Origin of the sequence: Nitrospira sp. (assembly GCA_024998565.1) — a bacterium.
In the GTDB taxonomy this organism is placed as follows: domain Bacteria; phylum Nitrospirota; class Nitrospiria; order Nitrospirales; family Nitrospiraceae; genus Nitrospira_A.
The window spans coordinates 25,815-52,088 of record JACOEM010000005.1 but is presented as its reverse complement, the minus strand read 5'-3'; the positions used below and the strand labels follow the sequence as shown (position 1 = coordinate 52,088).

Here is a 26,274-nt window from a genome sequence, read left to right as displayed (position 1 = left end):
GTAGAAACGTTCGTACATAGCTTCCTACTTACGGAATAAGGAAGGAGAGGTCAACTACATTCGTCTTCAGAATTTAGTTTCACCGTGAGTGAGACGCTGAGGCCGAGGCCAAGCAGTGTATTGGACCGATAGCCCGTAGGGAGCAACGTATTCGATTAGAAAGCCCACTGTTTGTGGCCTTGTCAGAGGGGGTAAGCAACACCGGAGCGCAGGCTTTGTAAGGCCAGGAAGCAGGCCCGTGTCACGGCGTCGATCTGCTCAAACGGGATGACCGGGGCTTGTCCTCCCGCAACGGATTTGACAAACCGCGACATTTCTTCTGTAAACCCCTTGTCCCGTTTTGCGGTCTTGAACACGGTACTCTTGCCGTCTTTATACGTCTGCGTTTCTATGAAGTCGTTCATGACGAGCGACTTGCCGTCCGCATGGGCCTCAAAGCGTTCTTTCGGAAGTTCGCTGCTTCCCTCTGCCGTGTAGATGATGGTGCCGATGGATCCGTCTGCAAAATTCACCACGATACTGCATTGGTCGTCAGTGATGCCGGAGCTATGACGTCCGATTCTGGATGCATACACCGAAGTGGGCGGCGAGGCCGAGAGCGCTTGCATGTAATCGACGAAATGACACATTTCGCCGATGAGGCGCCCGCCTCCTATCTCCGGATGTTGTACCCAATGATCGGCTGGAATGCGTCCTGCGTTGACTCGATACAGCATGACGAGCGGATTCACGCGCGATGCGAAAAACCTCCCGGCTTCCTGTGCATGTGGAGAAAACCGCCGGTTGAAGCCCACCATCAGATGCAACCCGTCGGGTGCCTTCTTCTCATAGACGGAGCGGATGTCCTTCAGTTCATCTTCCGTCAGGCAGAGCGGTTTCTCTACGAACACATGCTTGCCCGCAAGCAGTGCTTTGATCGTCAGGGCGGCGTGGCTGTCATGGCGGGTTCCGATCAGCACCGTGTTGATGGCCGGGTCATCCAGAATGGACTGGCTGTCGCTCGTGCAATAGGCGGCAGTGATTTTCCCGGCCAGGGTCTTCGCTGTGATTCCCGAGGCGGTACAGATGCCGCGAATGCCGACGTGTTCCATGTTTTGCAGCGGCGGGAGCAACATATCCTTTACGTGGTTTCCAGCTCCGATGATTCCCAGCATGACCGGGCGAGCGGCCTGCGCTGTCCCGACGGCAATGGTTCGCGGTAAAGGACGAGCCCGATCGGAGGGATATGTGATGACCATTGCGATATAGGGTGTCGAGCCCTCCATCATCAACGCATAGGCCGACTCCGCCTGCTCGATGGGAAAGCGATGGGTGATCAGCGGCTTGAGGCGCACCTTCCCTGTCGCAACGAGTTCGAGAAACGCCTGCATGTTACGCTGTTCTGTCCAGCGTACGTATCCGAACGGGTAATCGTGCCCATGTTCCTCGTAGGCCGTGTCGTAGCGTCCGGGGCCGTAGGACATGGAGAGGCGCAGGTCCAACTCCTTCTGATAGTACGGTTCACGGGGCACATTCATTCCCACCGCGCCGACCACCACCACCCTCCCCTTTTTTCTCGCGATCTCGCCCGCGGCCTCAATGGGGCCGTTATCCTTGGTGCTGGCCGTGACGATCACCGCATCGACGCCGTGGCCGTCTGAAAAGGCGGCGGCAGCATCCGCAAGATCGGAGGACAGCGCTACCATATCCGCTCCCGACTCACTCGCCAACTGCAACTTGGATTGATCGACATCGGATCCCAGCACACGGCAACCGGAGGCCTTCAACAATTGCACGGTCAGTTGGCCGAGCAGTCCAAGGCCGATCACGGCGATCCGGTCTCCCAGCCTGGGCTCCGCCTGACGAACGCCCTGCAGAGCGATGGCTCCGAGCGTCACAAAAGACGCATCCTCGGAATCCACGCCGTCCGGAATTTTCACGCAGAGATGTTTCGGCACGTAGATCATTTCGGCATGGGACGCATAGTTTTGCCCGGCACAGGCAACGCGGTCCCCGACCGTAAAGGATCCCGCGTCGCGAGCAGCCTCCAGCACGGTGCCCGCGCAGCTGTAGCCCAACGAGGCCGGCGAGTCCAGTTTATCGAACACGCGGGAGAGCGTGAGCGCGAGTCCGTCTGTTTGAATCGCGGAGAGGACCTTCTTGATCTTCTCCGGGCGTTCCATGGCCTTACCCACCAGCGACTTTTTCGTGCTCTGAATCGTGGACTTCTCGGTTCCCGGGCTGATGAGGGAGGCTTCATTGAGCACGAGCAGCCCGCAACCTCGCAGTGAAGGCGGAGGGACCTCCTCTACCTTCACCGCTCCGGACCGTTTATGTTGAAGAATTTGTTTCATGGAAGAGACGGCCGGCGCCGGAATGGTTCTGTGATCAACTGTTTCCCTTCAGCAACTGCCGGACGTGTTTCCAGGCTTGTCCGAATCCCCAGGAGTGGGTACCCGGCTGCCCTGCCTCGCGGGTCTGATCCCCTTCCAGACTTGAGAGGCGAACGGCCGTGTCCTTGAAAGTCCGGTCGGTGCGGAAAATCAGGCGATATTGCTCAAGAGCCTCCGGTTTTTCTCCCAACTGTTCCAAGGTTCGCCCCAACAGATACCGTACGCTTAAACTTTGCGTGCGCGGCGCGCTGTAATCCGTGCAGGCCTTTCGAAATGCCGCCACGGCCTGGGGGACAAGACCAAGCGCCCGGTAGCAGAGCCCGATCTGTCCAAATGCCCGAAGGTGGTAGGCCGGGTCGCGTGCGGCCTGCTCGAACTGGGCGATCGCGGCGATATAGTCCTGAGATTTCCGGAGCGTCATTCCCCGCTGATAGTAGGGTTCTGCCGCGCCGACAGGTTGTTGGCTCTCGATTTGCGGTGGAGACTCACGCGATGGCAGAGAGTGCGCGATGGATTCCTGTGCATCGGGCTCCTCCGCATCCTTCCCTGCCGCGAGCTCTTCCAGATCGTCCAGTTCCGCCAGCGGCAGGATTCGATTCTTTCGTCGATCGAGCGCCGCCTGCGCCAGCAGTTTCGCGGTGATCCGCGCGGCCTGCTGCGCATACCCATAGGTCAAGGCCATTTCGCACACTTGGTTGATCAAACGTGGATTTCCCTGGCTCAAACGGTAGGTCAAGGCACAAGCCGGGGCGCTAAAGAGCGGTTGCGTCGATCCTGCGAGCTGGATACGGTGGCGAATATAGTGCGCGACTTCTTCCTCCGTGAAAGGTTGCAGATGGTAATCGACCACGACCCGCTGCGCGAACTGGGTCATATCGACCCGGCGCAGGAGTGTTTGCAGATCCGGCTGGCCGGAGAGGATAATTTGTAGTTGCAGCGTCTTTTCCTGATTCAAATTGGAGAGCAACCGCAACTCCTCGAGTAGTTTGACGCCCAGATTTTGCGCCTCGTCCATGATCAGTACCACCCGCCGGTGTCGTGCCCTTTCCTGGGCAAGAAAATTGGCGAAGAGATGCTGGGCTTCGACCGGATCGACTTGTTTGTTATTCAGACCAAGCGCAAAGAGAATCCACGGCAGCAGATGATCCACATCGTAGCGGGCATTGGTGAGGAAGCCGATCGAAAAGGCGTCGCGGGTATCCGCGATCAATTTTTGAAGCAGCGAGGTCTTACCCATTCCGGGATCGCCGGTCAGCACCATGAATGGGGCTTCGGTGAGGAGGCCGTACTCCAACAGGCTGTAGGCGGTGCGGTGAGTCGAACCAAGATAGAGAAACTCACTGTCCGGCAGCAGCGAGAACGGTTTGCTGTGGAGGCGGTAGAAGCTTTTATACATCGATGGCCTATATCATTCTCTTCATGGTCGCCGGCGTGGCCGTCGCGTGGCCCACTTTGTTGACGACCGTCCCCAGCACAGGTGTCGACGGTTTGATGAGCGATAGCGCTCGTTCCACATCTTCCGCTTTTGTACGCCCCTCTTCCACCACCAACAAAAGAGCGTCCAGATGGGGTGCAAAAGCCAGGACGTCCGAGGTCTTCAAGAGCGGCGGTAGGTCGAACAGGATCATACGCGATTGGTAGCGGTGCTTGCACTCCTCGACCAGGGCCAACATCTTCGGTGACGTCAATGCTTCCGCCGAGTGCGACACAGCCCGTCCTCCGGGCAGAAGAACGAAGCGGCCGATACCGGGATGCACCAGTAATTGTTCGATCGGCACATCGTCCAGCAAATAGTCGGCCAGTCCCTGGCACTCACCCAGATCGAACATCTCATGCACGCTGGGGTGCCGGAGATTCGCGTCGACCAGCAGCACGGATTGCGTCACGTCCATGGCCAGACTGGCGGCCAGATTAACCGCGGTGAAGGTCTTTCCCTCCCCCTCGCCCGGGCTGGTCACGCCGATGACATTCCAGCCTTTTTCCCGGATCCGATGCATGACTTGTGTGCGCAAAATCTTGAAGGCATCTACGAATGGCCCGGCGTCGAATCCGGCCATAATGCGCTGTTCACGCAACACCGGCTCGGGAACCTGTACCGATCGCGTACGTGTGTAGACGATAGGGGCCGGCACGGATCGCATGGAGTGGGTACGTTCGGGCTTAGGAGCGGCATGGCCCTGGTGTTGTTGCTGTTTGTATCGATCAAGCGCAGCTTGAAACCATTCCATGGTAATCCCTTTCATGCTAGGCTGAGGTCGAGGTCAAGAGTGAGCTCAGCAGACTCTTGCAATCTCAGCCTCGGCCTGAGCCTAAACCTTTGAGAAAGCTGGTGGGCGTTTTCACCATCCTGCTCCTACTCGATACCGAATTTTCTAAGCGCTGCGTACCACACCACATCTAACGGGGTCCAAAACAGATGGCAGATGAGCAACAACAGGGCCACCGTTCCCAGGCCCGCGAGACGAATCCTGTTTCTTCTGGCGAGTGCACGAGCCAGATCTGCCCGATTGGGCATGTAAGGAATGACCGCCAGGGGGAAGGCCTGCGACACTCGCGCCAGTTGTTCAGGGGTACGAATTGAATGGTCGAGATGCTCCGTGAGCGCGGCGGCCCCCGCTCCTCCCGCCAGCGCCAGGATGAATCCCAACAGCACAATAGCTTTCCGGTTGGGCTTCTCGGGCGACTCCGGCAGTCCCGGCGGATCGATAAGAGAAAATCGCTCGCCCTTTCGCTGAACTTCGAGGCCCTCCGACACCTTTGCTTCCAGAAGCCGGGAGCGAATGTCCTGGTACTTTTGAGAGGAGGTGTCGCGGTCGCGCGCGAGCGTCAAATAGTCCGGTTCCAGTGCCGGTGTCCGCTCAATGCGTTGCGCATAATCTTGAAGCCTATGTTTGACGGTCGCGCGACTGGTTTTCAAGGCTTGCAGGGAAGAATTCACAGAATTGAGTTGAGCCTGGATATTGATGTAAGCCGGATTCTCCGGTCGCTGCAACGGCTTGTTGCCGGCACTGGTGCCGATCCGGCGGAATTCCCGTTCCAGCGCGACGATCGTGCGTTTCGTCTGGAGCACGTCCGGATGATCCTGCCCGAGGCGGTCGGCGAGCGTGGCCTGCCTGGCCCGGGCATCGGTCAATTGTTTGGCGATCTCTTCGGTTTCCGGGTTCGCACCGGTGTCCCTTTCCAGCGCTGTGATTTCCTGTTTCATCTTAATCACGTCCGGATGATCGGGTGAAAGATTCGCGGCCACTCCGGCGTATTCGGCCCTGAGCCCGCGCAACCGCTCTACGCTATCGAGGATACGTTCTCCCGTGACGGAGAGGATGGGGGTATTCGGCTTGATGGTTGCCAGTTCCCCATCAAGATACGACTTGCGTTCCTCGAGGCTGCGAATTTGCTGGTCGAGGTCCATCAGTTCACGATCGGCCTGGTTCATCATCTGGAGATTCAGGGGCATTAACTCGGGCAACGCACCTGCCGCTCGTTGTTTGAACTTGGATAACTTGGCTTCAACCTCTTCGATATGGGCCGCGAGGCTCTCCGCCTCCTGCTTGAGGAACGTGGTGGTTTCCTGCGCCTGCCGTTCGCGGCTTTTGAGATTCTCGCCGAGAAACAGGCTCGTCAACTCATTGGCCACCCGTTGGGCCGTTTCAGGCGATCCGCTATTATAGGAAACAGTGAAGGCTATGGTGGCCTTGGTCGGATGTTGCGTCCGTTTGTCGATCACATCGGCGCTGATGACTTCAACTTCGATGTCCTTGATGAAACGTTTGATGACCCCTTCGGTGGGGTTGTCGCGTCTCATTTCGGGATACAGATTGTACTGCTCCACGACCTTCCAAAGGCTGGAGCGGCTCATCACCTGTTGTTTGATCATTTCGATCCGCTGATCGGCGTAGCTCGTAATGGTGCTATGGACCAACTCTGCAGGCACTTCTTGTTCTTCGATCAGAATGGTGGCGGTAGACCTAAACGTCGGCGGCCACAGCATAGCCGCAGCGATGCTCAAGGTCAGAAAAAGTCCCGCAACGAGCAGAATGATTGTGCTTCTTCGACGAACTACCTTGAGGTAATCCTGAAGGGTCACAGAGGATTCTGAGTCCTGCAACCGTTGTTGGTCCTGCATAGAAATATCCTTCTAATACGAGATCGCGAGTTTTGGCGGATAGTACGTCAACATAAACATGAGCATGTTGGACATCACCGGTTCGCTGAGTGTATCGATGTCCCGCCACCGATAACCATAGGAGGCTTCGGCCTTCCACCATTCTGATATGTTCCACATCAATTTCGGTGAAAGATAGATAAGCCGTTGTTCGGAGAGTGACCTTCCTCCGACCTGAGAACTGGCTCCAGACACAATGTATCCTGCAGCATCTAAAGAAACGGTAAGACTTTCCGTGACATCGTAAGAAATTACTGCCCCGAGACGATCAGTTTTAACTAAACTGCCGAAGCCGCTGGGGAATATGTCCCTTGTTATACTCAGTTGCACACTGGCCTTTTCAAACTCTTGCGTCAAATTGGCACCATAGACCCAGATCGTGTCCTTTGTAGTTTGATTCAGTCCACCCAACTGGCTAGTGGAACTAAGAAAACGTGGGCCTCCGTAGCCCGTGACCTTTAGGCCTTCGGTGAACGCGTGATTGAAAGAGAAGAGGGTTCCAGGGTAATAGGCCCTTAATCCAAACGGAGCATTCGTTGTATGAAAATTGGTATAGGTGGCCGCTACCTGGACATCATCACGTTCCGTGAAGTGATATAAAAAGCCGGCTGAACCACCGAACACTTGGTAGTCGACTAAGCCGAACCGCACGCCGTCCTGGTAACTAGCATCGGTGAATTGAAATGTACTTTGAAAAGCCAATTTTTCGGTGATCATTCTGGTCCAGCTGGGGGTGAGATTCCAGAGATTCCGTTGGGTAAATCGTAGTACGATGCCGGTCGTCAACAACTCGCCCATCAAGGTATTATCTCTGGTAAAGCCTCCTTTGAAACCCCATTCGTCCTTCTCGGTCCGATATCGCACTTTAAGAGGTAGGAACACATTGGTGAATCTAGTCGTTTCTCCACCATAGTAGTCGACGAAATCGAGTGCGGCTCTGCCGCTCACCTCCAGACGCTCGGTCTTACCGGCAAATTCGGCCCCCGGGGAAATCCAGTATCCATATGTTGGATCATGGGGTAACGGGGTCAGCAAAAGATTGTCGTTATAGTAGGCCTTCGTGCTCAATGACGGCACCACTGACCATTCGGCCGCCAGACATGGAACGGTGATGGCCAAGACCAGAGCCGCAATCGAAAAATCAGACAGATGTCTTCTCGACGTCGAATCTCTCAACACCCTCTTGCAACTCAGCAACGACAACTTCACGAGTTACGGCACCATCACGACGTCGCCGCGCTGCAAGATGATATTCTGTTCCAGATCAATGCCCTTCCGCACATCACCGTACCGGAACGGAAAGGTCTGCTGCTGTCCCATGACCCGGCGCACGACCTTGATATCGTTTTCCGCCGCAAAGGGGGTCAATCCGCCGGCGAGGCTCAAAGCTTGAAGGACATCGGTATAGTGGCCGACCAGGAATTCGCCGGGCTTCGCTACCCGTCCTACGACATAGACCTTGTAACTCAGCGGTTTGAGAACGGCCACCGTGATGTTGACGGCAGGAATATATTTAATCAATCGTTTGGCGAGGTCTATGCGCAGTTCCTCCACCGTTCGACCTTCGGCCGAGACATCTCCGACCAGTGGAAAAGAAATCATGCCATCCGGCCGGACGACCACCTCTCTTGTCAGGTGCTCATCTTTCCAGACGGAAATGAGCAGGACATCTTCAGGGCCGAGCTGGTACCCCTGGTCGGAATTGGATACCTCCTGAGAGGCCCCGCGCACGTCAGCGGATTGGCAGCTTACAGTGGCAGTCAGAAACATTCCTATGAGCAATCCTAACGTAATTCTCTGAACGATCTTGAAACTCAGCTGCATGGTTCACGACTCCTATCCGCTCGTTCGGGCGAACAATTCTTGCGCTTCACGTCGCCCTTGGAATTGTTCTGTGCTCTTGAGCGCTTTTGCGAGATACACCTTGGCTTCCACATTTCGGCCCGACTGATAGAGCGCCGCGCCAAGGTGGTAATTAAGTGTCGGGAGATCCGGGGCTTTCACAATCGCTTGTCGCATGATGCGTAGCGCTTCTTCGAGATGCCCCATTTTTAGTCGCACCCATGCCAGCGTATCGAGAAACAGTGGGTACGGGGCGTCTTTTTCGAATTCACGGCTCAACAAAAACGCACGCTCCAGGTTCGGCGCGTCGTGTTTGTGATCCGCCAACAGTGCCGCCAGATTGTTGGCCGAGAAAATATTGCGCGGATTCATGCGGAGTACGGCGTCATAGGCCGCAATGGCCTCATCAACTGAATTTTGGCTCGCCAACACGGACGCCAACAACATGTGTAACTCTTCACTGGCGGGGTTTGCGGTTAAGCCCTCTTTCAGGGTTCGAACCGCGTTGTCTGCCTGTCCCTGTGCCATTGAGAGTGTCGCCGCGTCCAGCCAAGGGGTGAGCCAGCGCGGATTGATTCTGATCGCTTCACGGAATTGGGCCATGGCCGAATCCCGCCGTCCAATGAGGGTCAAGACTTCTCCCATCAGGCCATGGGCGTAGGGATGATTGGGATGTGCGGCAATGATACCCTCTAGGCGGCGTCTTGCACGTTCGGGTTGCTTCTGTTGAAGATCGAGTCGGATGACGGCCACCAGAGGTCCCTGAGCATCGACTGCCATTGTCGCCGCACGCTCATAGGCCGCGATGGCCCCGGCAAAATCCTTGCGGCTCTCGAATAATCTACCCTCCGCCATAAGGACAGCGGCGCTTTCTCCCTGCAATTGCCGTAGGCGACTTAGAATCGACGCGGCGTGATTCCAATCTCCGGCCGCAAGGTCCAAACCGAACAAGAGCTCCATCGCCTCCCGATGATCGGGATGAGATGTCAGGATGGCCTTCAAGCGCGCCCTGGCGCTTTGCGGTTGTCCACTTCGACTCTCCATCATAGCCAGAGCGAATCGAGCCTCGACCAGACTGGGCTGAAGTGCCACGGACCGTTCGAAACTCTCACGGGCTAACGATGAGTCACCCGTCATTAAGTACGCTTGGCCGAGCAGGTACTGCACATGGGCGAGTTCCGGCTGATCGCGAAGCACCGTCCGAAATGCTTGCACCGCGTCCTTGCCGTTTCGTCCGATCAAGGCCATCTTTCCCTGCAGGATCAATCCCTGAGCCGAACGAGGATTCTGCCGCAAGACTTCCGACAGTCGTTGCTCGGCTTCCGCCTGACGTCCGGCGTGGAAGTCGAGCTGTGCGATTTTGACCTCCGCATCCAACCCCGCCGGCTTCCTGACGTAGTCCTTCGCAAGTGTTTCATAGACCCGCTTGGCTTCCGCGAGATCCTTATGAGACTCATACAGCGCTGCCAATGCGAATGGTATTTGAGTCGAATATGGCAGCAGTTCGGCAGCTTGTCGAAGTGCAACCCGTGCTGCCTCCTTTCCCCGGCGCATGTTTAAAAAATCAGCCAAGGCCAACCAGGCCTGGTCGTTCTCAGGGAACACCTTGAGCGCGTCGCGCAGCACGGCTTCGGCCTGATCAGTCGCCTTGAGCTGTTCGAAAAATCTGGCCAGTTTCAGCCGATGGTCATATATCGTGGGCTCTTCCTGAATGATCTGGCGCAACACCTGCTCCGTGGCCTTGTCGTCGTGAGCTTCGACGAGGATAGTTTTCAAATTGTGCAGGAGATCCAGGTGATGTGGATGTGCCTGGAGTGCACGTTGCAACGTCGCTCTAGCATCCTGCAAGCGATGGTTCTGACCATATAGCGTGGCCAGGAGAATTGCGACATCCGGCTCGGTCGGGTACTTTTTACTGAGTTCCTCCGCCCGGACCATCGCCTGATCCATCTTGTCCTGCTGCGCGAGCAAGGCGATCTTCAGGGCCTGGGCCTGTGGGTCTTGCGGATGTTTTTTGAGAACCTTGTCGGCCGTCCGCCCTACCTCATCCGCGAGTTTGGCCTCGAGGTAGTACTTGGCCAAGATAATGAGGGCCTCTTTGTGGTCCGGTACGATATCGATGACCTGCTGGTAGTTGGCGACCGCATTGCGCCAGTTCTCTTCCTTTTCTTCGACCTGTGCCACGATAAAATAGGCGTCGGCGTCTTTGGGATCGATCTTCAGTACGTTTCGCAATGCTACACGGGCCTTCGGAAAGTTCCCCGCCTGGATGTAATCCTGCGCCTTGGCGCGGTATTGGGCCTTGCGCTCCTGCGGGCCCCCACAGGCCGACGAGGTGAGTATCAACGCCAGCCCGATGATGATGGTGACCAGCCTGCGGGGGGCAGGCTGGAGTCCGGTCATGGGGAACATACGATGCACTGGTTGTCTCACTCCTAGAGCCATGCCTTTACACCCAATCCGAATAGGACCCATAAAGACAGGAACCCCAATTGCTTGACTCGATCTGTAAACGTATGGAGCAACAGTTCAAATGAGAAATACAACACAATGAGTTTGGCCGCCAGAATGCTCAGAGTCGGCATATCGGCACGCATTTCGGGCAGCAGGGGGACGATCAAGGCGAAAAATACCATCAGATAATCCAACGGTGTAGTTTGAAATCGATTACCACGGCTGAAGCGCATGCTCAACAACACCAGGAGGGCAATCAGGGCCAAGAGCGTATTGTAAGTGACGTAGATAGGCCAGATGTCGGACATGCCGGATTGTTCGCCCATATACATCAGAAAGGCGCTACCCACATACAGCCCTCCTCGTACAAAATGGGAGCGATACTGGGGCATGAACCATGGACCTGCCATGACGACCACAAAGAGACTGATGGCAGCGAATCCGACATCCGTTGGCACGTGCCCGGGCAGGAAGACATTGGCGACCAAAAAAAACGGCACAACGACGGCCAGAAATCTCGGGGCCATATCGCTGAGCCACAATCCTGCCCTGGCCAGTTTGGTGTCGGAGAGGACACGTCCGCTCGATGAAACAGACAACGGAACACGGCGCCGCTCAGTTGTGACGAACAGGGCGAACATGGCCGTGGCAAAGGCGCCATACATGGCAAAAATCAGGGTATCGGATTGCCAGCGCAGAAGATAGGCGAGGCCCACCATCACCGCCTGTATCCCGTAGATCACGATGACGGCTTCAAGGGCACCAACGGCGCCCGCCATAGTGATCCCTATGCCGTCGGATATAGAAAGGACCGACACGAGCCTCCACTGCCCGCGGGCCTCCAACATGGCTCGACACAGCGGAATCATGAGGCGCACCGGCATTGCCAGCGACAAGATCTGCACCACCGGAATCGCCTCGTCCCATTTTCCTCCCCAGAGACCGTGAATCGCCGCCGGAGCGGCCAGCGCAAGGCCGAAACAGGCAAAGGTCGACACCACGGCAAGGAGACGAGTTCCTCTTACAAACAGGTCCGTTTGGCGAGAGGTTTCGTGGCCCAGGGAGGAGAACGTCGGCATCATGACGGTGTCCAGGCTGCTTGTGACCAATGCCACTAGGGCGAGGCTCAACTGATACCCAAAAAAATAGACACCCAACAGTTCTTTGCTCTGGAGGAGACTAATTGCAAGATAATCACCGTTGATGGTGAGTGCACTTGCCAATGCGGTGAGCATCACCCACCGGCTGTCCTGGAAAATCCCACAGATGGAAGGCCAGGTCAGTGGCCGGTTCGGCGGCCAGCGTCTAGCCCAGTACCATCCAAGCGCCGTTTCCACCAGGGCCACGACACACAGCGGCAACACGAAGCTCAGCGGCCCGAGGCCCAGCCACGCAAACACGACCATAGACCCATGCCGGGCGAGCGATGACAGGATGATCAGGCGGGAAACCTTGGCGAATTCCAGATCGGCTGACAGTTTCGCTTGGAAAATCATGGCAGCCGTACTCAAGGGCAGCGACAACCCGAGAATCCACACCATTACGCGCAGGGAATGACTGTCGTACAGGCCGGAGAGGATCGGAGCCGCCGCCATGAGGATCGCGAAGCCAACGACGTTGAACAGGAGGGCGAACTTCAAATACATCACGGCCAGGTCTGAATATTGTGTCCCCTTCTGTATCAGAAGGCGTTGGGTCCCGCCGTTTCTCAGCGCCATCACGATGGTCGACCAGGAGATGGCGATGGCGTACAGCGCAAAATCTTCTTTGGCGAGAAGCCATCCGAGGATGAGCTGGGCGATGAGACTTGCGCCCTTACCCACTGCAATACTCAATACCGACCAGAAGAGCCCGGAGGTGATTCTGCTTCCCAAGCGTTTCGCGGAGTCTTGGCCGGCATGCACGGATGACGGTCCGTATGGTTCGGCGCTGCATGGCACTGTCGGTCTTGCTTCCATTCTTCGACGAATTCCTCAGCCCGATTGGGAGAACGATACGGCGTAAGCATCATAGGTTTCCGAGATAAACCGCTCAACTCCGAATTGGCGTCGCCCTCGTTCATAGGCCGCGCGCCGCATGATTCGGAGGCGGTGACGATCCTCGATCAACGTTAGCAGTTTTGACGTGAGGTCGCCGACATCACCACCTCTGAAAAGCAATCCGGTGACCTCATCTTCGATGAGTTCCGCCGTCCCGCCGGTATCGGCTGCGATCAACGGGAGGCCATCCACCAGCGTTTCACAGACCCACATGCTGCAGGGCTCAGGACTGATGCGACATTGCAGCCCCAGATCATAAAACTGATGCTGCTGCCTGAGTGTGTCCGAAAACCCCATGAAGCGAATGCTTTCCGCAGCATTGAAGTGACTTACCAGGCGCTCCAACTCTTCATAATATGGATTCCGTTCGAGTGGGCCTCCGAACACATCGAGGCGTACATCGTGCCCAGCAGTTCTCGCATTCAGCACGGCTTGAATCGCCAGGTGGTGCCCTTTGTCTTCCGTCAGACGCCCGGCGATGACACAGCGAATGTAGTCTTCGCGTCGTTCATTCGGGCCTTCAAATAATTTGGGTGCTGCGTTGTGAATGACTCGTATCGGGACACCCGCGCCTTTCCAGTTGGATCCAATGAAGTCGCTCACGGGAATCAACAGATCGGCCCCCCATTTAGCCAGCAGATGGTTGAACTTCGACCCCAAGCCGAAAAGTCGGCGCTGGCTCATATTTCCGTGGATGTGCCACACCGATGTGTAGCCGAGTTTCCGCAGATGCCCGGCAATGATGTGTTGCGGCAGCCAATGCGCGTGGACGACGCGTATACCTAGCTGCTTGAAAAGCTGGTGCAAGGTTGTCGCGGATTGATACGCCTTGGCCATGACCGCAGGTAATTGCATGAGCGTGCGGGCTGAACTTGTGGCCGTGAAACTCGACAACCCCTCTACCAAATGAACGCGGTTTCCATTGTGTTTCAGCCAATCGAACATGGCCCCTGGCTGTAGACAGACAAACTGCAACTCAGGCGCGTTGCGGGCATAGAGCTTCAATACGGACGCCACTCCGTACCCGTCGTCACCTTTGCACAACATCGCTACTGGATGGCCGCCGGCTACACCGTTGCTCTGCACGATACTGCATTCTCCATGAGGCCGCCCTGACTCAGGTGTTTTGATAGGTGACCCTCAGATCTGCAGTCTCTGGAAAGCTGGCCCCTAACTTCACCTTTACGCGCGATTCACCGTGGACCACGGCCACCATATTATGGCCGTTCCAATGCCAGTCGAGACGTATATCTCCAACTCTGAGCCCCCGGACATCCATCGGGGTGGGCAGCCAACTTCGGGGGATTCCTCCACCGATAACGAGTACCGGCTCCGTTGCTCCCTCATCGAGATAGCCAAGCATGTCTATCTGGAGCAGCGCCATTTCTGCAGCAGTCCAGTAATGAGGCGTGACATGAGGAGGATTGACCCATCCTCGTATATGAACCCATTTTTCAAATGAGTTTTCCTCGCCCTCACCTTCCCACCAGGTATAGAATCCGGGTGAACTCTGGTGGTCCCAAAACCACTGCATCGTGGACCATGCGCGATCCGGATGATCGAGGAACAGCCACTGATGCGCTTCTGCTAATTCGAAATAGGTCCACAACGGTGCCGTCTTGTAATTGCCAATTGCATCCCGACGGCTCTGCCATCTGCGTTCGGCACGATCGGCGAGAGTCTGACGTTGCTCACCTGCCACCCAGCTTGGCCACAGCGCGCTGATGTATGTCCGGTCATTGTCTGTTAGGGGTGTAGCAAAGGCTTTCTGCCAGTTGCTTTTGAGGTCTGCGGCGGTCTTCAGCCAATGGCGTTCCTCCTCGGGATGGTCAAGGCGATGGGCCATCGCCGCTGCTTCCACTAGTCCGCGGTAGCTTATGGCGTTGATAAAGAGTGTTGGCCGATGGTGATCCATTTTCCCAATGATCAGCCCGTCTCGCGCAGGCTCCGCAATCAATGACAAATCTGGTTTCCCCAGATGCTTGGGCACTATCGGTCCTTCAACCGTTTTGTGAATCGGTGAAGTGGCAGTCAGCATTTCCTCGATAAGGCCCACTTTTCGCTGCATGTGCGGCCATAACCAGCGGTCGAATTCCTGGTCGCGTAACTGGCGAGCGACCATGCTGAGCGCCCACAGGGCCAAGCCCGGGGCATCCGCCTCCGGCCCAAACCCGCCGAAGAAATCCCTTTCTGCAAGGTCCTTTGAAAGAATGCGTGCCGTCTCAACCCTGCCTGATCTGGCCAGCGCGGTTATGACATACGCCCCGTCTCGTTGCCAGGCTAGCGGATAGTTTGTGGGATCCCCTGGTCTGGTTTCTCTTCCCACCAAGCCCATTATCAGATGCGCAGCTTGGGCATTCAGGCTCTGTTGAAACCGAGGGTCTGGGAGATCCACGTTCAGTTGGGCGGAGGTCCGCTCGAATGCACTCTCCGGGGGGAGGCCCGGATGTGCGTCATGGACATTGATGGTCCACGGTGTACCCCGCTCAAGCTGTATGCGCGCAAACGCCCATCCCGACGCACTGATTACTTTTCGGTCCGCATCCCCACTTCGATGCCAGTCGGAGGCCCCTTCCTCCCCGAGGTTCACAGCCGTAGGAGCCGGCTGGATGGTCACTGACCAGCGCTCATTTATCCAGAGTGCGTGGCCATCCCAGTGCATCTTGTGAATGGGCCCTCCTGCCGGGCCGGCACTTCGGATCAGCAGCGCTGGGTCGAGAGTGACATTGTCCTGTAGGTTGAGATGGAGTCGCCATTTCCCCCAATCAGATTGCGTCCATTCGGTAGAGTAGTACGGTGTAACGGTTCTCAATCCGGGAAGCGGTTCATTGTCCCGCCAGGAAAATGATTGAACCATATCGTTAAGGGGGATGTTTTCGCTTGTTATGAACTCCCTCCCGTCCGGGGAACTGAGCCATACCGATATGCCGAAGGTGCCTACACCTGGACTAAAGCCGCCACCGGGCTCGTGATAAGCCTTCTGTTCTTCCCGACTACCTGAGGAAGCCAGGAGGACATGCCCCGTGCTACGCGGCCAGGAATCATGGGGCCGCAATCGCATTTGGGTTTTGACCTCGTGGCGCGGCGTCGCCGCCCGAGCGATCGCCGCATTGAATTGCCACCAGTTGTTCATCCCCGCGACGGGTATCAATACAAGTGCCAGGGCAAGGGCGGGAATACGCAGATGACTGCGTGTACCCAGAGCGGCAACCGTTACCAGAAGAGGCAAGAAATGGAGGGCGTAGAGGAAGGTTTCGCTACCGTAAAGCAGGTGTAGGCCAAGCTGGCCGAGGACTGTCAGTCCAAGAACGATTCGAAGCCCTGCGAGGGTTTTGAGAGTGAAAAAAGCCCAGATCCCTATTGCTAGAAGCGGACTCCACACGATCACGCCGATTTGCCCGAGTAGTCCCGACGAACCGGGCCATGACGATTGCATACTCAAGAGCGGCCACCCTGTTTGAGTCGTTCCTGCCATGGTAACTGCCGGGGACACAATGGTGTGGAATACGAAGGTGTTGAAAACTTCAACTACTCGCCCAAAGGTCGGAGAAAACAGATATCGCCCCTCTTCTCGGTCTCCGATAAAAAACACAGCGTTCGGGAAAAAGTGTTTCTCCAGGCCCCATAACAGTGCCACAGTCGACAGTGCAAGGACGGTCAGAACGACTGTGCGTTTCCAATGGTTCCCGACGAACGTGCTGAGTATCCCGGTCATCCAGTTGGTAACGGTGGCGCTGAGGGAGAACGCACTGGCCGCGACGTATTTCCATCCGGCCTGTTTCTTCTCGCTCGCCAGTGCCGCCAGAAGAAGACCAACGGCAATACCCGTCGCACCCAGCGCATAACACTCCGGCACAGAAAGCCAGAACAAGGCCGCCGAGCTGACCGAGCCGAGGACGGAAAACACCACGGCATCAAAGCGGATGCATCCCAGTGCTCTGAGTAGTAGAAACATCGCGACTACGTATCCAGAAGCTATGCTTGCCGTTACTATTTGAACTGCTTTGAACGGCGTAACTCCCAGTTTTCTTAAGGCCAAGGTGGGGGGGAAGGTGAAAAGTGAATGGAGGGGGTGCACTTTGACCCGGTAGTGCCCGCGTGCATGTCGGTCTGTCATGTTCTCAAAAACTCGTTTGAGATCACTTTGAAACCACACATCGTTGATGCTGCTCACAAGTGTTTCGTCGTGAAGACCATACATCATGTAGAACACTACGCCGGAGACGATTGCGAACAAAGAAACGAGAATTGCGTCTTTACCGTCAAATCCTTGGAAGGCATGCTTCATAGAGAACTTTTCTGGTCACCAGTATTCGGGGTACGCAATCAGCCGGCGGGCTTTTGCATGCATCTAATTTAGGTACGACAAAACCCTGGACGTGCCAAAACGCGCAGCGCGGCGAGGGGGTAGGTCGCCTGTTCGTGAGTGTGCCGGATCTTCGGCAACCGTTGCTACCAACTTACGCTTCGAGCTATCGATGCAAACTCACCCCGGCCTGCCGATTGAGAAACCATGCGGTTGTGACAACCTTCTCCACCTGGCCGTCCCGCCTCGACCGTTTTCGGCGAGCATCGATGGCCCTAGAATGCGACCTCACGAAATGACTCCCGGTTCGTATGAAACCAGGCAACTGTCCCCTGTATTCCATTTCGCAATTTCGTTTCCGCCTCAAACCCAAACAGCTGCTTAGCGCGTCTTGTATCAAGGCATCGCCGGGGTTGCCCATTCGGTTTCGCCGTATCCCACACGAGTTCACCCTTGAATCCCACCTCATTGGCGATCAGATGAGCCAGATCTTGGATTGTGATCTCTTCCCCTGTTCCGATGTTCACCGGCTCGTCGCCATTGTAGTGTTCAGCCGCTAACAGAATGGCGCGGGCTGCATCATCCACATAGAGGAACTCTCGCGATGGTGAACCATCTCCCCACAGCATGACCTGCTGCTCGCCCTTGGCTTGAGCCTCGACACATTTCCTGATGAGGGCCGGGATGACATGCGAGGTTTGCATGTCGAAGTTGTCGCCGGGACCATAGAGGTTCACTGGAAAAAGCACAATGGCGTTAAACCCATATTGCTGCCGGTAGGCTTGAGCCTGGACCAACATCATCTTTTTTGCCAGACCGTAAGGAGCATTGGTTTCCTCCGGATATCCCGCCCATAGATCTTCTTCACGAAAAGGAACCGGGGTGTATTTGGGATACGCGCAGATGGTGGCCAGCGCGACAAACTTCTCCAGCCCCCGTTGACGCCCCACTTCCATCAACTGTGTACCCATCATGAGGTTATCGTAGAAGAAGCGGCCGGCATTGGCTTGATTGGCTCCTATGCCTCCGACCCGTGCCGCCAAGTGCAACACGATGTCCGGTGCCGCATCGTCGTACAGTCGCTGGACGGCCTCCATCTGGACGAGATCATAGTCCTGACTTCTGGGCACCCAGATACTTCGGCAGCCCTGCTCCCGGAGCTGTGCCACGACGACTGAACCCAGGAACCCGGCACCTCCGGTGACGACGACGCGCTTGTCCGAAAAGAAAGATGGCATAGGCAAACTCAGGCTTAGGTCAAGGCTAAGGTTGAGGGGAAGTTTTGTTTCTAAGCGAACGGATCAACGCATTCAGCTCTTTCCAGATGTCATCGATGAGTTTCAGGGCGAGACGGTGATCATCCCTTTTCAGGTAGCCAATCCTCTGGGCATAGATGAGGTGGCTTTTGGTCTCCGTCAGCGAGGCACGGGAAGCATAGTAAACATTAATCTTGTCCTTTGTATGATGACGGCCAAATCCTTCGGCTAGATTCCCAGAGACAGAGAGCGCCGATCGCCTGACCTGTGAGGTCAATCCGTAGTCTTCCTGTTTGGGAAGCCCCTCGGTCAACGCAAATATCTGTTGAGCCAGGTCCATCGCTTTCTTCCAGACCGGCATCTCCTCGAATGAGCGATACACCGCTTCTCCCTCAGGAATGGCTCACGCTCAGGCTTTCTGGCCGAATATCGATCTCTGAACTTTTACCTCAGCCTCAGTGCTCTTCTTAAGCGCTATCCTCTCCCCTTACCCGTCCCCTCCAGCGTCTGCCGCTCGGCTCGCACATCCGCTTCCACCATCATGGTCACCAACTCGTCAAACGACACTTTCGGCTCCCATCCCAGCGTCCGCTTGGCTTTGGACGCATCGCCGATCAAGAGGTCGACTTCGGTGGGGCGATAATATCGTGGATCGATCTTCACGTGGTCGTGCCAATCCAGTCCCACGTGACCGAACGTGCGGTCGAGAAACTCCCGGACCGTGTGCGTCTCACCCGTCGCGATCACGTAGTCGTCAGGGTGGTCGGCCTGCAGCATCATCCACATGGCCTGTACGTAGTCACCGGCGAATCCCCAGTCACGTTTGGCGTCGAGATTCCCGAGATACAGCTCTTTTTGTACTCCCAATTTGATTCGAGCTGCGGCTCTCGTGATTTTTCTGGTCACGAACGTTTCGCCGCGTCGTGGGGATTCATGATTGAACAGAATGCCGCTGCAGGCAAACAGATCGTACGCTTCGCGGTAATTGACGGTAATCCAGTGGGCATAGACCTTGGCGGCCCCATAAGGGCTGCGCGGATAAAACGGTGTGCTTTCACGCTGTGGAATTTCCTGCACCTTGCCGAACATTTCGCTGGAGGAGGCCTGATAAAATTTAGGTCTGATTCCCGACTCTCTGATCGCCTCCAGAAGGCGAACGGTTCCCAGCGCCGTAACCTCGGCCGTATATTCCGGAACGTCGAAACTCACGCGAACGTGGCTCTGCGCGCCCAGATTGTAGATTTCATCCGGTTGAATCGTGCGCAGAATCCGATTGAGCGAACTCGCGTCGTTGAGGTCTCCATAGACGAGCCGCAAGCGCGCCTCCGGCACGTGCGGGTCTTGATAAATGCCATCGATCCGGGCGGTATTTAAAGAACTGGAGCGACGGACGATGCCGTGGACTTCATAGCCTTTGGCCAGCAGCAGTTCCGCGAGATAGGACCCATCCTGACCGCTGATGCCGGTGATCAATGCTTTCTTCACTCCGCCTCTTCTCCCCTCGTTTGATACTGTCCACCACTCGGCGTTTGCCGGTCGGTCATTGATGATCTCGCTGGACTGTGCGATGAACCACGTTCCTTATCACAATTCCGCTACGTAGTGTTAGTGCCGTTCGCCACTGACTCCAGATCCATACAGACAATGTCTCAGCATGACACACTCGTGCCGGGTTGCGCGTCTGAAGTGTGTCAGGAATGACGGCCGATCGGTACGTGGTATTTCGGCATTGACCTCAGCGCCTGACGAATGTACTGTGCCTTTAGCGACTGGCATCTTGCCAAGGCCGAATGGACGGAGCCTTGTTCACACGTTTTCTTCAGACTCACTCTGTATGGCTGATCCTTGCGCGTAACGCTGTCATTCAATTCCAATGCCCTCCCCCAACGCCTCGCCTCGTCGCTGAAGGCGCTCGCTGCGCCAGGACGTTTGGAGTGGTGGAGCCACGCGAGGGAACGCGCGCTGTTTTCGTTGCTGCACCTGCGGCAGGGGCTCGGTAAGCGATCGCTGCACCGGCAATTTACCGCGCCGGATGTTTCCCACTATTCATTCTGCACGAGCCCATCGCCTGTTCTCCCGCCCTTACCCTGGCATCTCCCGGCAGCCGACGGACAGCTGGACACCTTGCTCAAAGGTGTCGTGACGGTGTTCGGGTATCCCTGGGTCTGGCAACCCGATGGCTCCTGCTGGCATAGAGCGCCGGATACCGGCGCCCTGTGGCCGCGCCGGTTTTTTGCCGACATTCCGATTCATGCCGGTAACTCCTGCGGGGATATTCGCATGGCGTGGGAGCCCTCACGGCTTCAGCACCTGGTGCTCCTGGCTATGTTGGCGCAACAGGCTGAACCCGCCGCACGCACAGGCGCCGTGTCGGCGGTGGAAGCACAGCTCGTCTCCTGGGTGGAGGCGAATCCGTTTTTGACCGGTATTCACTATATTTCCCCGACGGAATGCGCTCTTCGGCTGCTGGCTGTCTGTCATGCGATGGATGGCCTCCGTCCGTGGTTGCTCTCCCCGGCGCGAGTATGGCCTGCCGTGCTGACCCTCGTTTCCGACCATGCGGAATTGATTCGGAAACGCCTGTCGCTTCGCTTGACCACCCCTCATGACACATTGGCGGCTGCGGTGGCGTTGATCTATGCCGGCAGTCTTTTCCCGGAAATGGAGATGGCTGAGCGATGGCTCGCGTTCGGCCATTACCTGTTGGAGGCAGAGACTCCCCGGTACATCAGTCATGACGGCGGCAGTCAGGAGCAGGGAGTGGGGTACCTTCAGTTTTGCACGGATCTCTATGGGATGGTGCTGGCGCTCCTCGATCATCGGCAGTCGCCGGTGGCGGAGAAGATCCGCCCGGTGTTCGCGCGCAGTCGCGATTTTCTGGACGAGTTCCGCAACTCCATTGACGGGAGCCTTCCGCCGATCGGGGAAGGTGAGGATGAACAGGCGCTCTCGCCGTACATGCATTTCGGTCACCCCCACAAGCCGCATGCCCCCGGGCTGACCACCTTTCATCTCTCCGGCTATTCGATTATTCGCGGCCGGATGCAAGACAAGGCGATTTTCGATCATGGCGCATTGGGCATGGCTCCACGGTATACGCACGGCCATGCCGATGCGCTCTCTCTGTTCCTTCAGGTCGGATCGCGCGATGTGTTGATCGACCCGGGCACTTATACCTGCACCGGCAATGAAGAGTGGCGGACGTATTTTCGCAGTACGCGTGCCCACAATACGGTGACCATCGATGGGCTGGATCAGGCCGTGCAGGACGGTCCGCTCGCCTGGTCACGGCCCTTTGATACCCACCTGGTTTACAGAGATGAGACGCCTGAAGGGAAAATCACCGTGATCGCCAGGCACTATGGATACAAAGATCGATTGGGCGTGACCCATTTACGCGGGGTGTCGTATGAGCCGCCCGGCTCCTGGATGATTTGGGACTGGCTCACCGGAACCGGCACGCACCAGGTAGAGCTCAATTGGCATTTGGGTTGCCGGCCGATTCCCGTGGATGGAGGGTATCGTTTGGAAGGGTTCGAGCACCCGCTCCTGCTCACCGTTGAAGGTGGCGCGAGTACTCTCTGTGAAGGCAGTGTGCAACCGGTGGGCGGATGGGCGTCGACACGGTATGGGTCAAAGCATCCGATCACGACGCTACGGGTCGAATATACCGGTGCTATCCCACATGAATTCATGACTCGTCTGCGCTTCGTGTAGCCCAAACTATTCATGAATGCCTGCTCTGTCTTCCGATCCTCTCGCCCGGCGTGGCTGTTCTCGTTCGGCCTTCTCGACGGACTGCGAGTACGCCTACGTCGGCCTTGATCTCAAACGCCTCGCGACGGCATTCATGAATAATCCGGGCTCGGAGTCTGTCCCGGCGATCGCTTCTTCTCCCGTCTCAGGGCGTTCAAGCCTCCTTTATTCCGATTGGCCAATGACTACAGGGCTGATGAGTGCCGTGCTCGTCATGCACAGACTCCGGCACAGGGTCAGTTTCGCGATGTCAGGATGAGAGTTTGTCCGGAAGGCTAGACATTCGACTGCTACAAATGTACAGTAAGACGTACATATAAGGAGCCCTGCCATGGATGCGATTACCTATACTGCCGTTCGTGCAAACCTCGCGAGCGCCATGGACCGCGTGTGCGACGACCATGAAGCCTTGATCATTACTCGCAACGGAGAACAGTCCGTCGTCATGCTCTCGCTCGAAGACTATAAGGCGCTTGAAGAAACGGCCTATCTCTTGCGCACCCCCGCCAACGCCACACGTCTTCTTGCTGCCGCGGCACAGCTGAACGCCGGCAAAGGCGTTCAGCGGAAGTTGGCCAAGTGAAGCTGATCTTCGCCGACGAGGCCTGGGAAGATTATCTGTACTGGCAACAGCAAGACAAGCGCATGGTCGAGCGAATCAACAAGCTGATACGCGAGACTCAGCGTCAGCCATTCGTGGGCATGGGCAAGCCTGAACCATTGAAGCATGCGCTTTCAGGATTCTGGTCGCGCCGAATAACCGATGAACATCGCATGGTGTACTGCGTCGAGAGTGATGCTCTGATGATCGCTCAGCTGCGTTTCCATTACTGAAGCGCTCAGTCGTGGAATAATGGGGCAAGCTGAGTATTGATCGATGGGGTGACTCTTGCCCTTGTTTTCCGTTACATAGGCATTGTCTCTGGCCTATGCCATCATGACTTCGTCCGTGGCGCGATGATCGCCGATGCTCGACCAGTGGATGGCGTCTCACCCTTCCGCAGTGAGCACACCGAGCCAGTCAGGCGCAGGATTCATGTCGAGGAGAAATTTCACACGGAGACCAAAGGAAGGTCTTTTTCCTCTGAGCGCCATGCTGCGTAGGTTGCGGACTGCAAAATATCTTCCCGTTCGATGTAGGGATAGGCCGCCAACACCTACTCAATCGCTTTTCCCGCCGCCCTTAAACCCACGATTGTCCCAACGGTCACTCGCATACCCCGGATACAGGGTTTCCCTCCCATGACCGCTGGGTCCATGGTGATACGCTTGAATTCCTTCAGGGTTTTCTCCATGCCATCAGATATTCAGTGGCGACAACCAGTATAGAATAACAAGCGGGGTCTTGGAGTCAGATAACCCCTCGCGCGTGGGCCTATCGAGTGTCGGCCTTGGAGGCTCTTTGTCTCGATGATCCGCTCTGGTGCCCGATCATCACTCGCGGCAGGGACTATAGGTTATTTGCCCTGGTGGGTGCTGATGAGTTCGTTGGTCCCGATCGTGACGGTCTCCAGCCATTCGGTGTCATCGCACAAGATCGGCAGGACCACTACAGCAACTGGAATCCTTCGAGCCTGCCGGCGGCTCGATCAAAGGTGACGGTCGACTCACAGCCCCCCAGCCGGTTCGTTGATCCCAGGAGGCAATCCGCAAAATCCGCCTTCCCTTTTTGATACAGGCGATAGGCTGTCCATGCTGTCTGTGCATCCTCCACTCTGAGTTGGCTCGTTCGCAGCAGACGATCCAGGACATTCACGATCGTATCTTTCGAATATCCGTAGGCGCTCTCCAAGACCCAGACTAGCTCGCAGAGGACGATGCGGTTGATAAATCCGGGGTTATTTCGCGTACATTGCTTCGTGATGACCTGTGTGGCTGCGTGTGACTGGCGGGGGTCGTCTTGTACCAAGTGCCTGACGAGCACATTCGTATCGATCCCGATCATCGCCGCCCCCCCCGCTTGCGAATCACTTGATTCATCTCCTCGACAGTGACCGGCTTTGCCGGCCGCTTGAGCATGCCGGCAAGCTCCGAGGCATCGACACTCGCGGGAAGCACAACCACCCGTCCGTCCTCGTCGATGACAAATTCTAGACGATCCCCCGGATGGAGATTGAGCCGTTCACGGACGTCTTTCGGTATGGTGGTCTGGCCTTTGCTGGTCAACGTCGACGTGGACATCCTTGCTCCTTACATAAAACGGGTTTCATTACTTTACCGTAATGAGTGGAGTGTCGCAAGGTCTTCGTCTGTTCGTAGGCTTGGAATGCACTCATGATGAGAGTAGCAGCGTTTCTAACTGTGCCACGATTCGCTCCGCCGCTTTCCCGTCCCATTTCGGCGGAATGGCGCCCTTCTTCCATTGCCCGGCCATCAAGCGCGCAAGGGCGGGAGGGAGTTTGCGCGGATCGGTTCCGATCAACTCGTTGGTCCCGATCGTCACGGTCTCCGGCCGTTCGGTGTTATCGCGCAAGGTCAGACAGGGCACTCCGAGCACGGTCGTTTCTTCAGTGATGCCGCCTGAATCGGTAATCACCCCGCGGGCGTGTTTCACGAGATAGTTGAATTCGAGGTAGCCCAACGGATCGACATAGTGCATGGAAGGAAGCATCTTGCCGGCTTCGCGCAAATTCTTGGCGGTACGCGGGTGCACCGGAAAGACTACCGGCAACCCGTGGGTGCCGTCTGCAATCGCCTTCAACAGTCCGAGCAGTTGCTGCTCGCCGTCCACATTCGCTGGACGGTGCAGGGTCACAACGAAGTAGCGGTTCGGTTCCAGCGCGAGGGAACTCCAACAGGCCGGTGGACGCAAACGCGGGAGTTGCTTCAATAACGTGTCGATCATGGTGTTGCCGACGAAGAAGATCCGGTCATCCGTGACACCGGCCCGGCGCAGATTTTCGTTGGCGGTGTCGCTGGTGGTGAAGAACCAATTGGTAATGGAATCCGTCACGACTCGGTTGATCTCCTCCGGCATGGTCCAGTCGTTCGAGCGGATGCCGCCTTCCACATGGGCCACGGGAATGCCCATCTTGCGCGCCACGATCGAACAGGCCATGGTTGAGGTGACGTCCCCGACGACCAGGCAGAGGTCGCTCTTCTCTTTCGTCAGGACCCGCTCGTAGTTCACCATAATACCGGCCGTTTGCTCAGCCTGCGTCCCCGACCCCACCTCCAGATTGATGTCCGGATCCGGTATACCGAGCTCTTCGAAAAAGCTTCCCGACATGGCTCGATCGTAGTGTTGTCCCGTATGGATGAGGCGGAAGCGCAGGTCGCTGCCGTTCGAGCGAGCGGCATTCAAAGCGTCGATAATCGGCGCAATTTTCATGAAATTCGGCCGGGCGCCGGCGATGAGATCGATACGTTTCATAAGTCTAATCCTGTCTGGGTTTGGGCCGGCTGCGATTCAGCCCTCGCCGGCGAGGCAGGGCCATGAGGTTCAATGCGTACATGCTCAAGCGACGATGAGTTGAACGACGGCCCGATACCGGTGCACGGCCCCGGCTGATCCGGGAAGCACATGGTGAAACCGACGGAATGTTATGGCGAGGGGCGTCTCATCATGTACATAGCGGAGCCGGACCCGTCAGTCAACAAAAACGGCTCTGTTCACGAGCGGGCGGGCATTGATACCGGGGTGCGGTGTTGCGAGTCGAACCGTTCACCCGTTGAAGCTCAGCCGGGCGAACAGGCATGTGGAGCGAATCATTCCGGAGTGGGCTCGATCGGCTCGGAAACGATACAGGCGCGGGCGGCTACTCTTTTTCGACCAAGCGCCATCCCTGTTTCTGGACGCAGCGCTCGGTGGCCTGAATGATGAGCAATTGGATCCCCTGTTGGAGTTTGGGATCGCGCAGCGTGTCGGCTTGACACTTGTTGTAATCCTGGGTGAATTGATCCTTCGGTCGGTTCGGATGCACCCATTCGCTGGTACTGCACCCAGCTGACAGGGAGAGGAATACGAGGGAGAGCGTCAGGCGCATGCAACGAGTCATGGGTGCCTCACAAGTGAGCGTGTCACAGGAAAATGAGATGGACGACGGGAAGATAAACCGTGGTTACGGTGCACGTCAAGCCGGACTGC

The 26,274-nt window shown here is 56.6% G+C and carries 20 protein-coding genes and 1 pseudogene; 3 read left to right on the top strand and 18 right to left on the bottom strand.

Features of this window, described 5'->3' with window-relative positions; translation table 11 throughout:
* Positions 1-182 precede the first annotated feature (182 nt).
* The 13 genes from H8K11_09745 to gmd all read right to left on the bottom strand — a co-directional run bounded on the left by H8K11_09745 (position 183) and on the right by gmd (position 19,916).
* Complete coding sequence (locus tag H8K11_09745) at positions 183-2,333, bottom strand: bi-domain-containing oxidoreductase (protein MCS6264027.1); 2,151 nt, start codon at positions 2,331-2,333, stop codon at positions 183-185.
* A gap of 34 nt (positions 2,334-2,367) precedes the next feature.
* Positions 2,368-3,768, bottom strand: a complete 1,401-nt coding sequence (locus tag H8K11_09740; GenBank protein MCS6264026.1) for an AAA family ATPase — start codon at positions 3,766-3,768, stop codon at positions 2,368-2,370.
* 7 nt (positions 3,769-3,775) lie between these two features.
* A complete protein-coding gene (locus H8K11_09735; GenBank protein ID MCS6264025.1) occupies positions 3,776-4,600 on the bottom strand; it encodes a CpsD/CapB family tyrosine-protein kinase in 825 nt (274 codons plus the stop codon).
* A gap of 125 nt (positions 4,601-4,725) precedes the next feature.
* On the bottom strand, positions 4,726-6,495 hold the full coding sequence (locus H8K11_09730; GenBank protein ID MCS6264024.1) for a lipopolysaccharide biosynthesis protein: 1,770 nt from the start codon (positions 6,493-6,495) through the stop codon (positions 4,726-4,728).
* 12 nt (positions 6,496-6,507) lie between these two features.
* A complete protein-coding gene (locus H8K11_09725) occupies positions 6,508-7,743 on the bottom strand; it encodes a hypothetical protein (GenBank protein MCS6264023.1) in 1,236 nt (411 codons plus the stop codon).
* Positions 7,744-7,746: 3 nt separating this feature from the next.
* On the bottom strand, positions 7,747-8,358 hold the full coding sequence (locus H8K11_09720) for a polysaccharide biosynthesis/export family protein (protein MCS6264022.1): 612 nt from the start codon (positions 8,356-8,358) through the stop codon (positions 7,747-7,749).
* 12 nt (positions 8,359-8,370) lie between these two features.
* Positions 8,371-10,797 (bottom strand): tetratricopeptide repeat protein, encoded by a 2,427-nt coding sequence (locus H8K11_09715; protein ID MCS6264021.1) that lies wholly within the window; start codon positions 10,795-10,797, stop codon positions 8,371-8,373.
* A gap of 14 nt (positions 10,798-10,811) precedes the next feature.
* Complete coding sequence (locus tag H8K11_09710; protein ID MCS6264020.1) at positions 10,812-12,653, bottom strand: oligosaccharide flippase family protein; 1,842 nt, start codon at positions 12,651-12,653, stop codon at positions 10,812-10,814.
* A 150-nt stretch (positions 12,654-12,803) separates the two neighbouring features.
* The gene (locus tag H8K11_09705; protein ID MCS6264019.1) at positions 12,804-13,955 is read right to left on the bottom strand and encodes a glycosyltransferase family 4 protein; all 1,152 of its coding nucleotides are present in this window, start codon (positions 13,953-13,955) and stop codon (positions 12,804-12,806) included.
* Between the two features lie 31 nt (positions 13,956-13,986).
* Entirely contained in the window at positions 13,987-17,157 is a 3,171-nt protein-coding gene (locus H8K11_09700) for a hypothetical protein (protein ID MCS6264018.1), read from the bottom strand.
* Between the two features lie 293 nt (positions 17,158-17,450).
* The gene (locus H8K11_09695; GenBank protein ID MCS6264017.1) at positions 17,451-18,413 is read right to left on the bottom strand and encodes a GDP-L-fucose synthase; all 963 of its coding nucleotides are present in this window, start codon (positions 18,411-18,413) and stop codon (positions 17,451-17,453) included.
* Positions 18,414-18,438: 25 nt separating this feature from the next.
* On the bottom strand, positions 18,439-18,813 hold the full coding sequence (locus H8K11_09690; GenBank protein MCS6264016.1) for a four helix bundle protein: 375 nt from the start codon (positions 18,811-18,813) through the stop codon (positions 18,439-18,441).
* A 92-nt stretch (positions 18,814-18,905) separates the two neighbouring features.
* The gene (gene gmd / locus H8K11_09685) at positions 18,906-19,916 is read right to left on the bottom strand and encodes a GDP-mannose 4,6-dehydratase (GenBank protein ID MCS6264015.1); all 1,011 of its coding nucleotides are present in this window, start codon (positions 19,914-19,916) and stop codon (positions 18,906-18,908) included.
* Between the two features lie 360 nt (positions 19,917-20,276).
* On the opposite strand from gmd, the gene H8K11_09680 reads away from it, so the two are divergent.
* The 3 genes from H8K11_09680 to H8K11_09670 all read left to right on the top strand — a co-directional run bounded on the left by H8K11_09680 (position 20,277) and on the right by H8K11_09670 (position 23,021).
* Positions 20,277-22,148: an alginate lyase family protein gene (locus H8K11_09680; GenBank protein ID MCS6264014.1), complete on the top strand. Its 1,872-nt coding sequence runs from the start codon at positions 20,277-20,279 to the stop codon at positions 22,146-22,148.
* A 370-nt stretch (positions 22,149-22,518) separates the two neighbouring features.
* Complete coding sequence (locus H8K11_09675; GenBank protein ID MCS6264013.1) at positions 22,519-22,770, top strand: type II toxin-antitoxin system prevent-host-death family antitoxin; 252 nt, start codon at positions 22,519-22,521, stop codon at positions 22,768-22,770.
* Complete coding sequence (locus H8K11_09670; protein MCS6264012.1) at positions 22,767-23,021, top strand: Txe/YoeB family addiction module toxin; 255 nt, start codon at positions 22,767-22,769, stop codon at positions 23,019-23,021. Before H8K11_09675 ends, H8K11_09670 begins: the two co-directional genes overlap by 4 nt.
* 218 nt (positions 23,022-23,239) lie before the next feature.
* Here the strand turns inward: H8K11_09670 and H8K11_09665 are convergent.
* From H8K11_09665 to H8K11_09645, 5 genes and pseudogenes are all read right to left on the bottom strand, one after another.
* Positions 23,240-23,470, bottom strand: a pseudogene (locus H8K11_09665) (DUF433 domain-containing protein).
* A 266-nt stretch (positions 23,471-23,736) separates the two neighbouring features.
* Positions 23,737-24,132, bottom strand: coding sequence for a type II toxin-antitoxin system VapC family toxin (locus tag H8K11_09660; protein ID MCS6264011.1), 396 nt, complete (start codon positions 24,130-24,132; stop codon positions 23,737-23,739).
* Positions 24,129-24,368 (bottom strand): type II toxin-antitoxin system PrlF family antitoxin, encoded by a 240-nt coding sequence (locus tag H8K11_09655; protein ID MCS6264010.1) that lies wholly within the window; start codon positions 24,366-24,368, stop codon positions 24,129-24,131. Before H8K11_09655 ends, H8K11_09660 begins: the two co-directional genes overlap by 4 nt.
* A 91-nt stretch (positions 24,369-24,459) precedes the next feature.
* Entirely contained in the window at positions 24,460-25,560 is a 1,101-nt protein-coding gene (gene wecB / locus H8K11_09650; GenBank protein ID MCS6264009.1) for a UDP-N-acetylglucosamine 2-epimerase (non-hydrolyzing), read from the bottom strand.
* Between the two features lie 385 nt (positions 25,561-25,945).
* On the bottom strand, positions 25,946-26,185 hold the full coding sequence (locus tag H8K11_09645; protein ID MCS6264008.1) for a hypothetical protein: 240 nt from the start codon (positions 26,183-26,185) through the stop codon (positions 25,946-25,948).
* Positions 26,186-26,274: the final 89 nt, after the last annotated feature.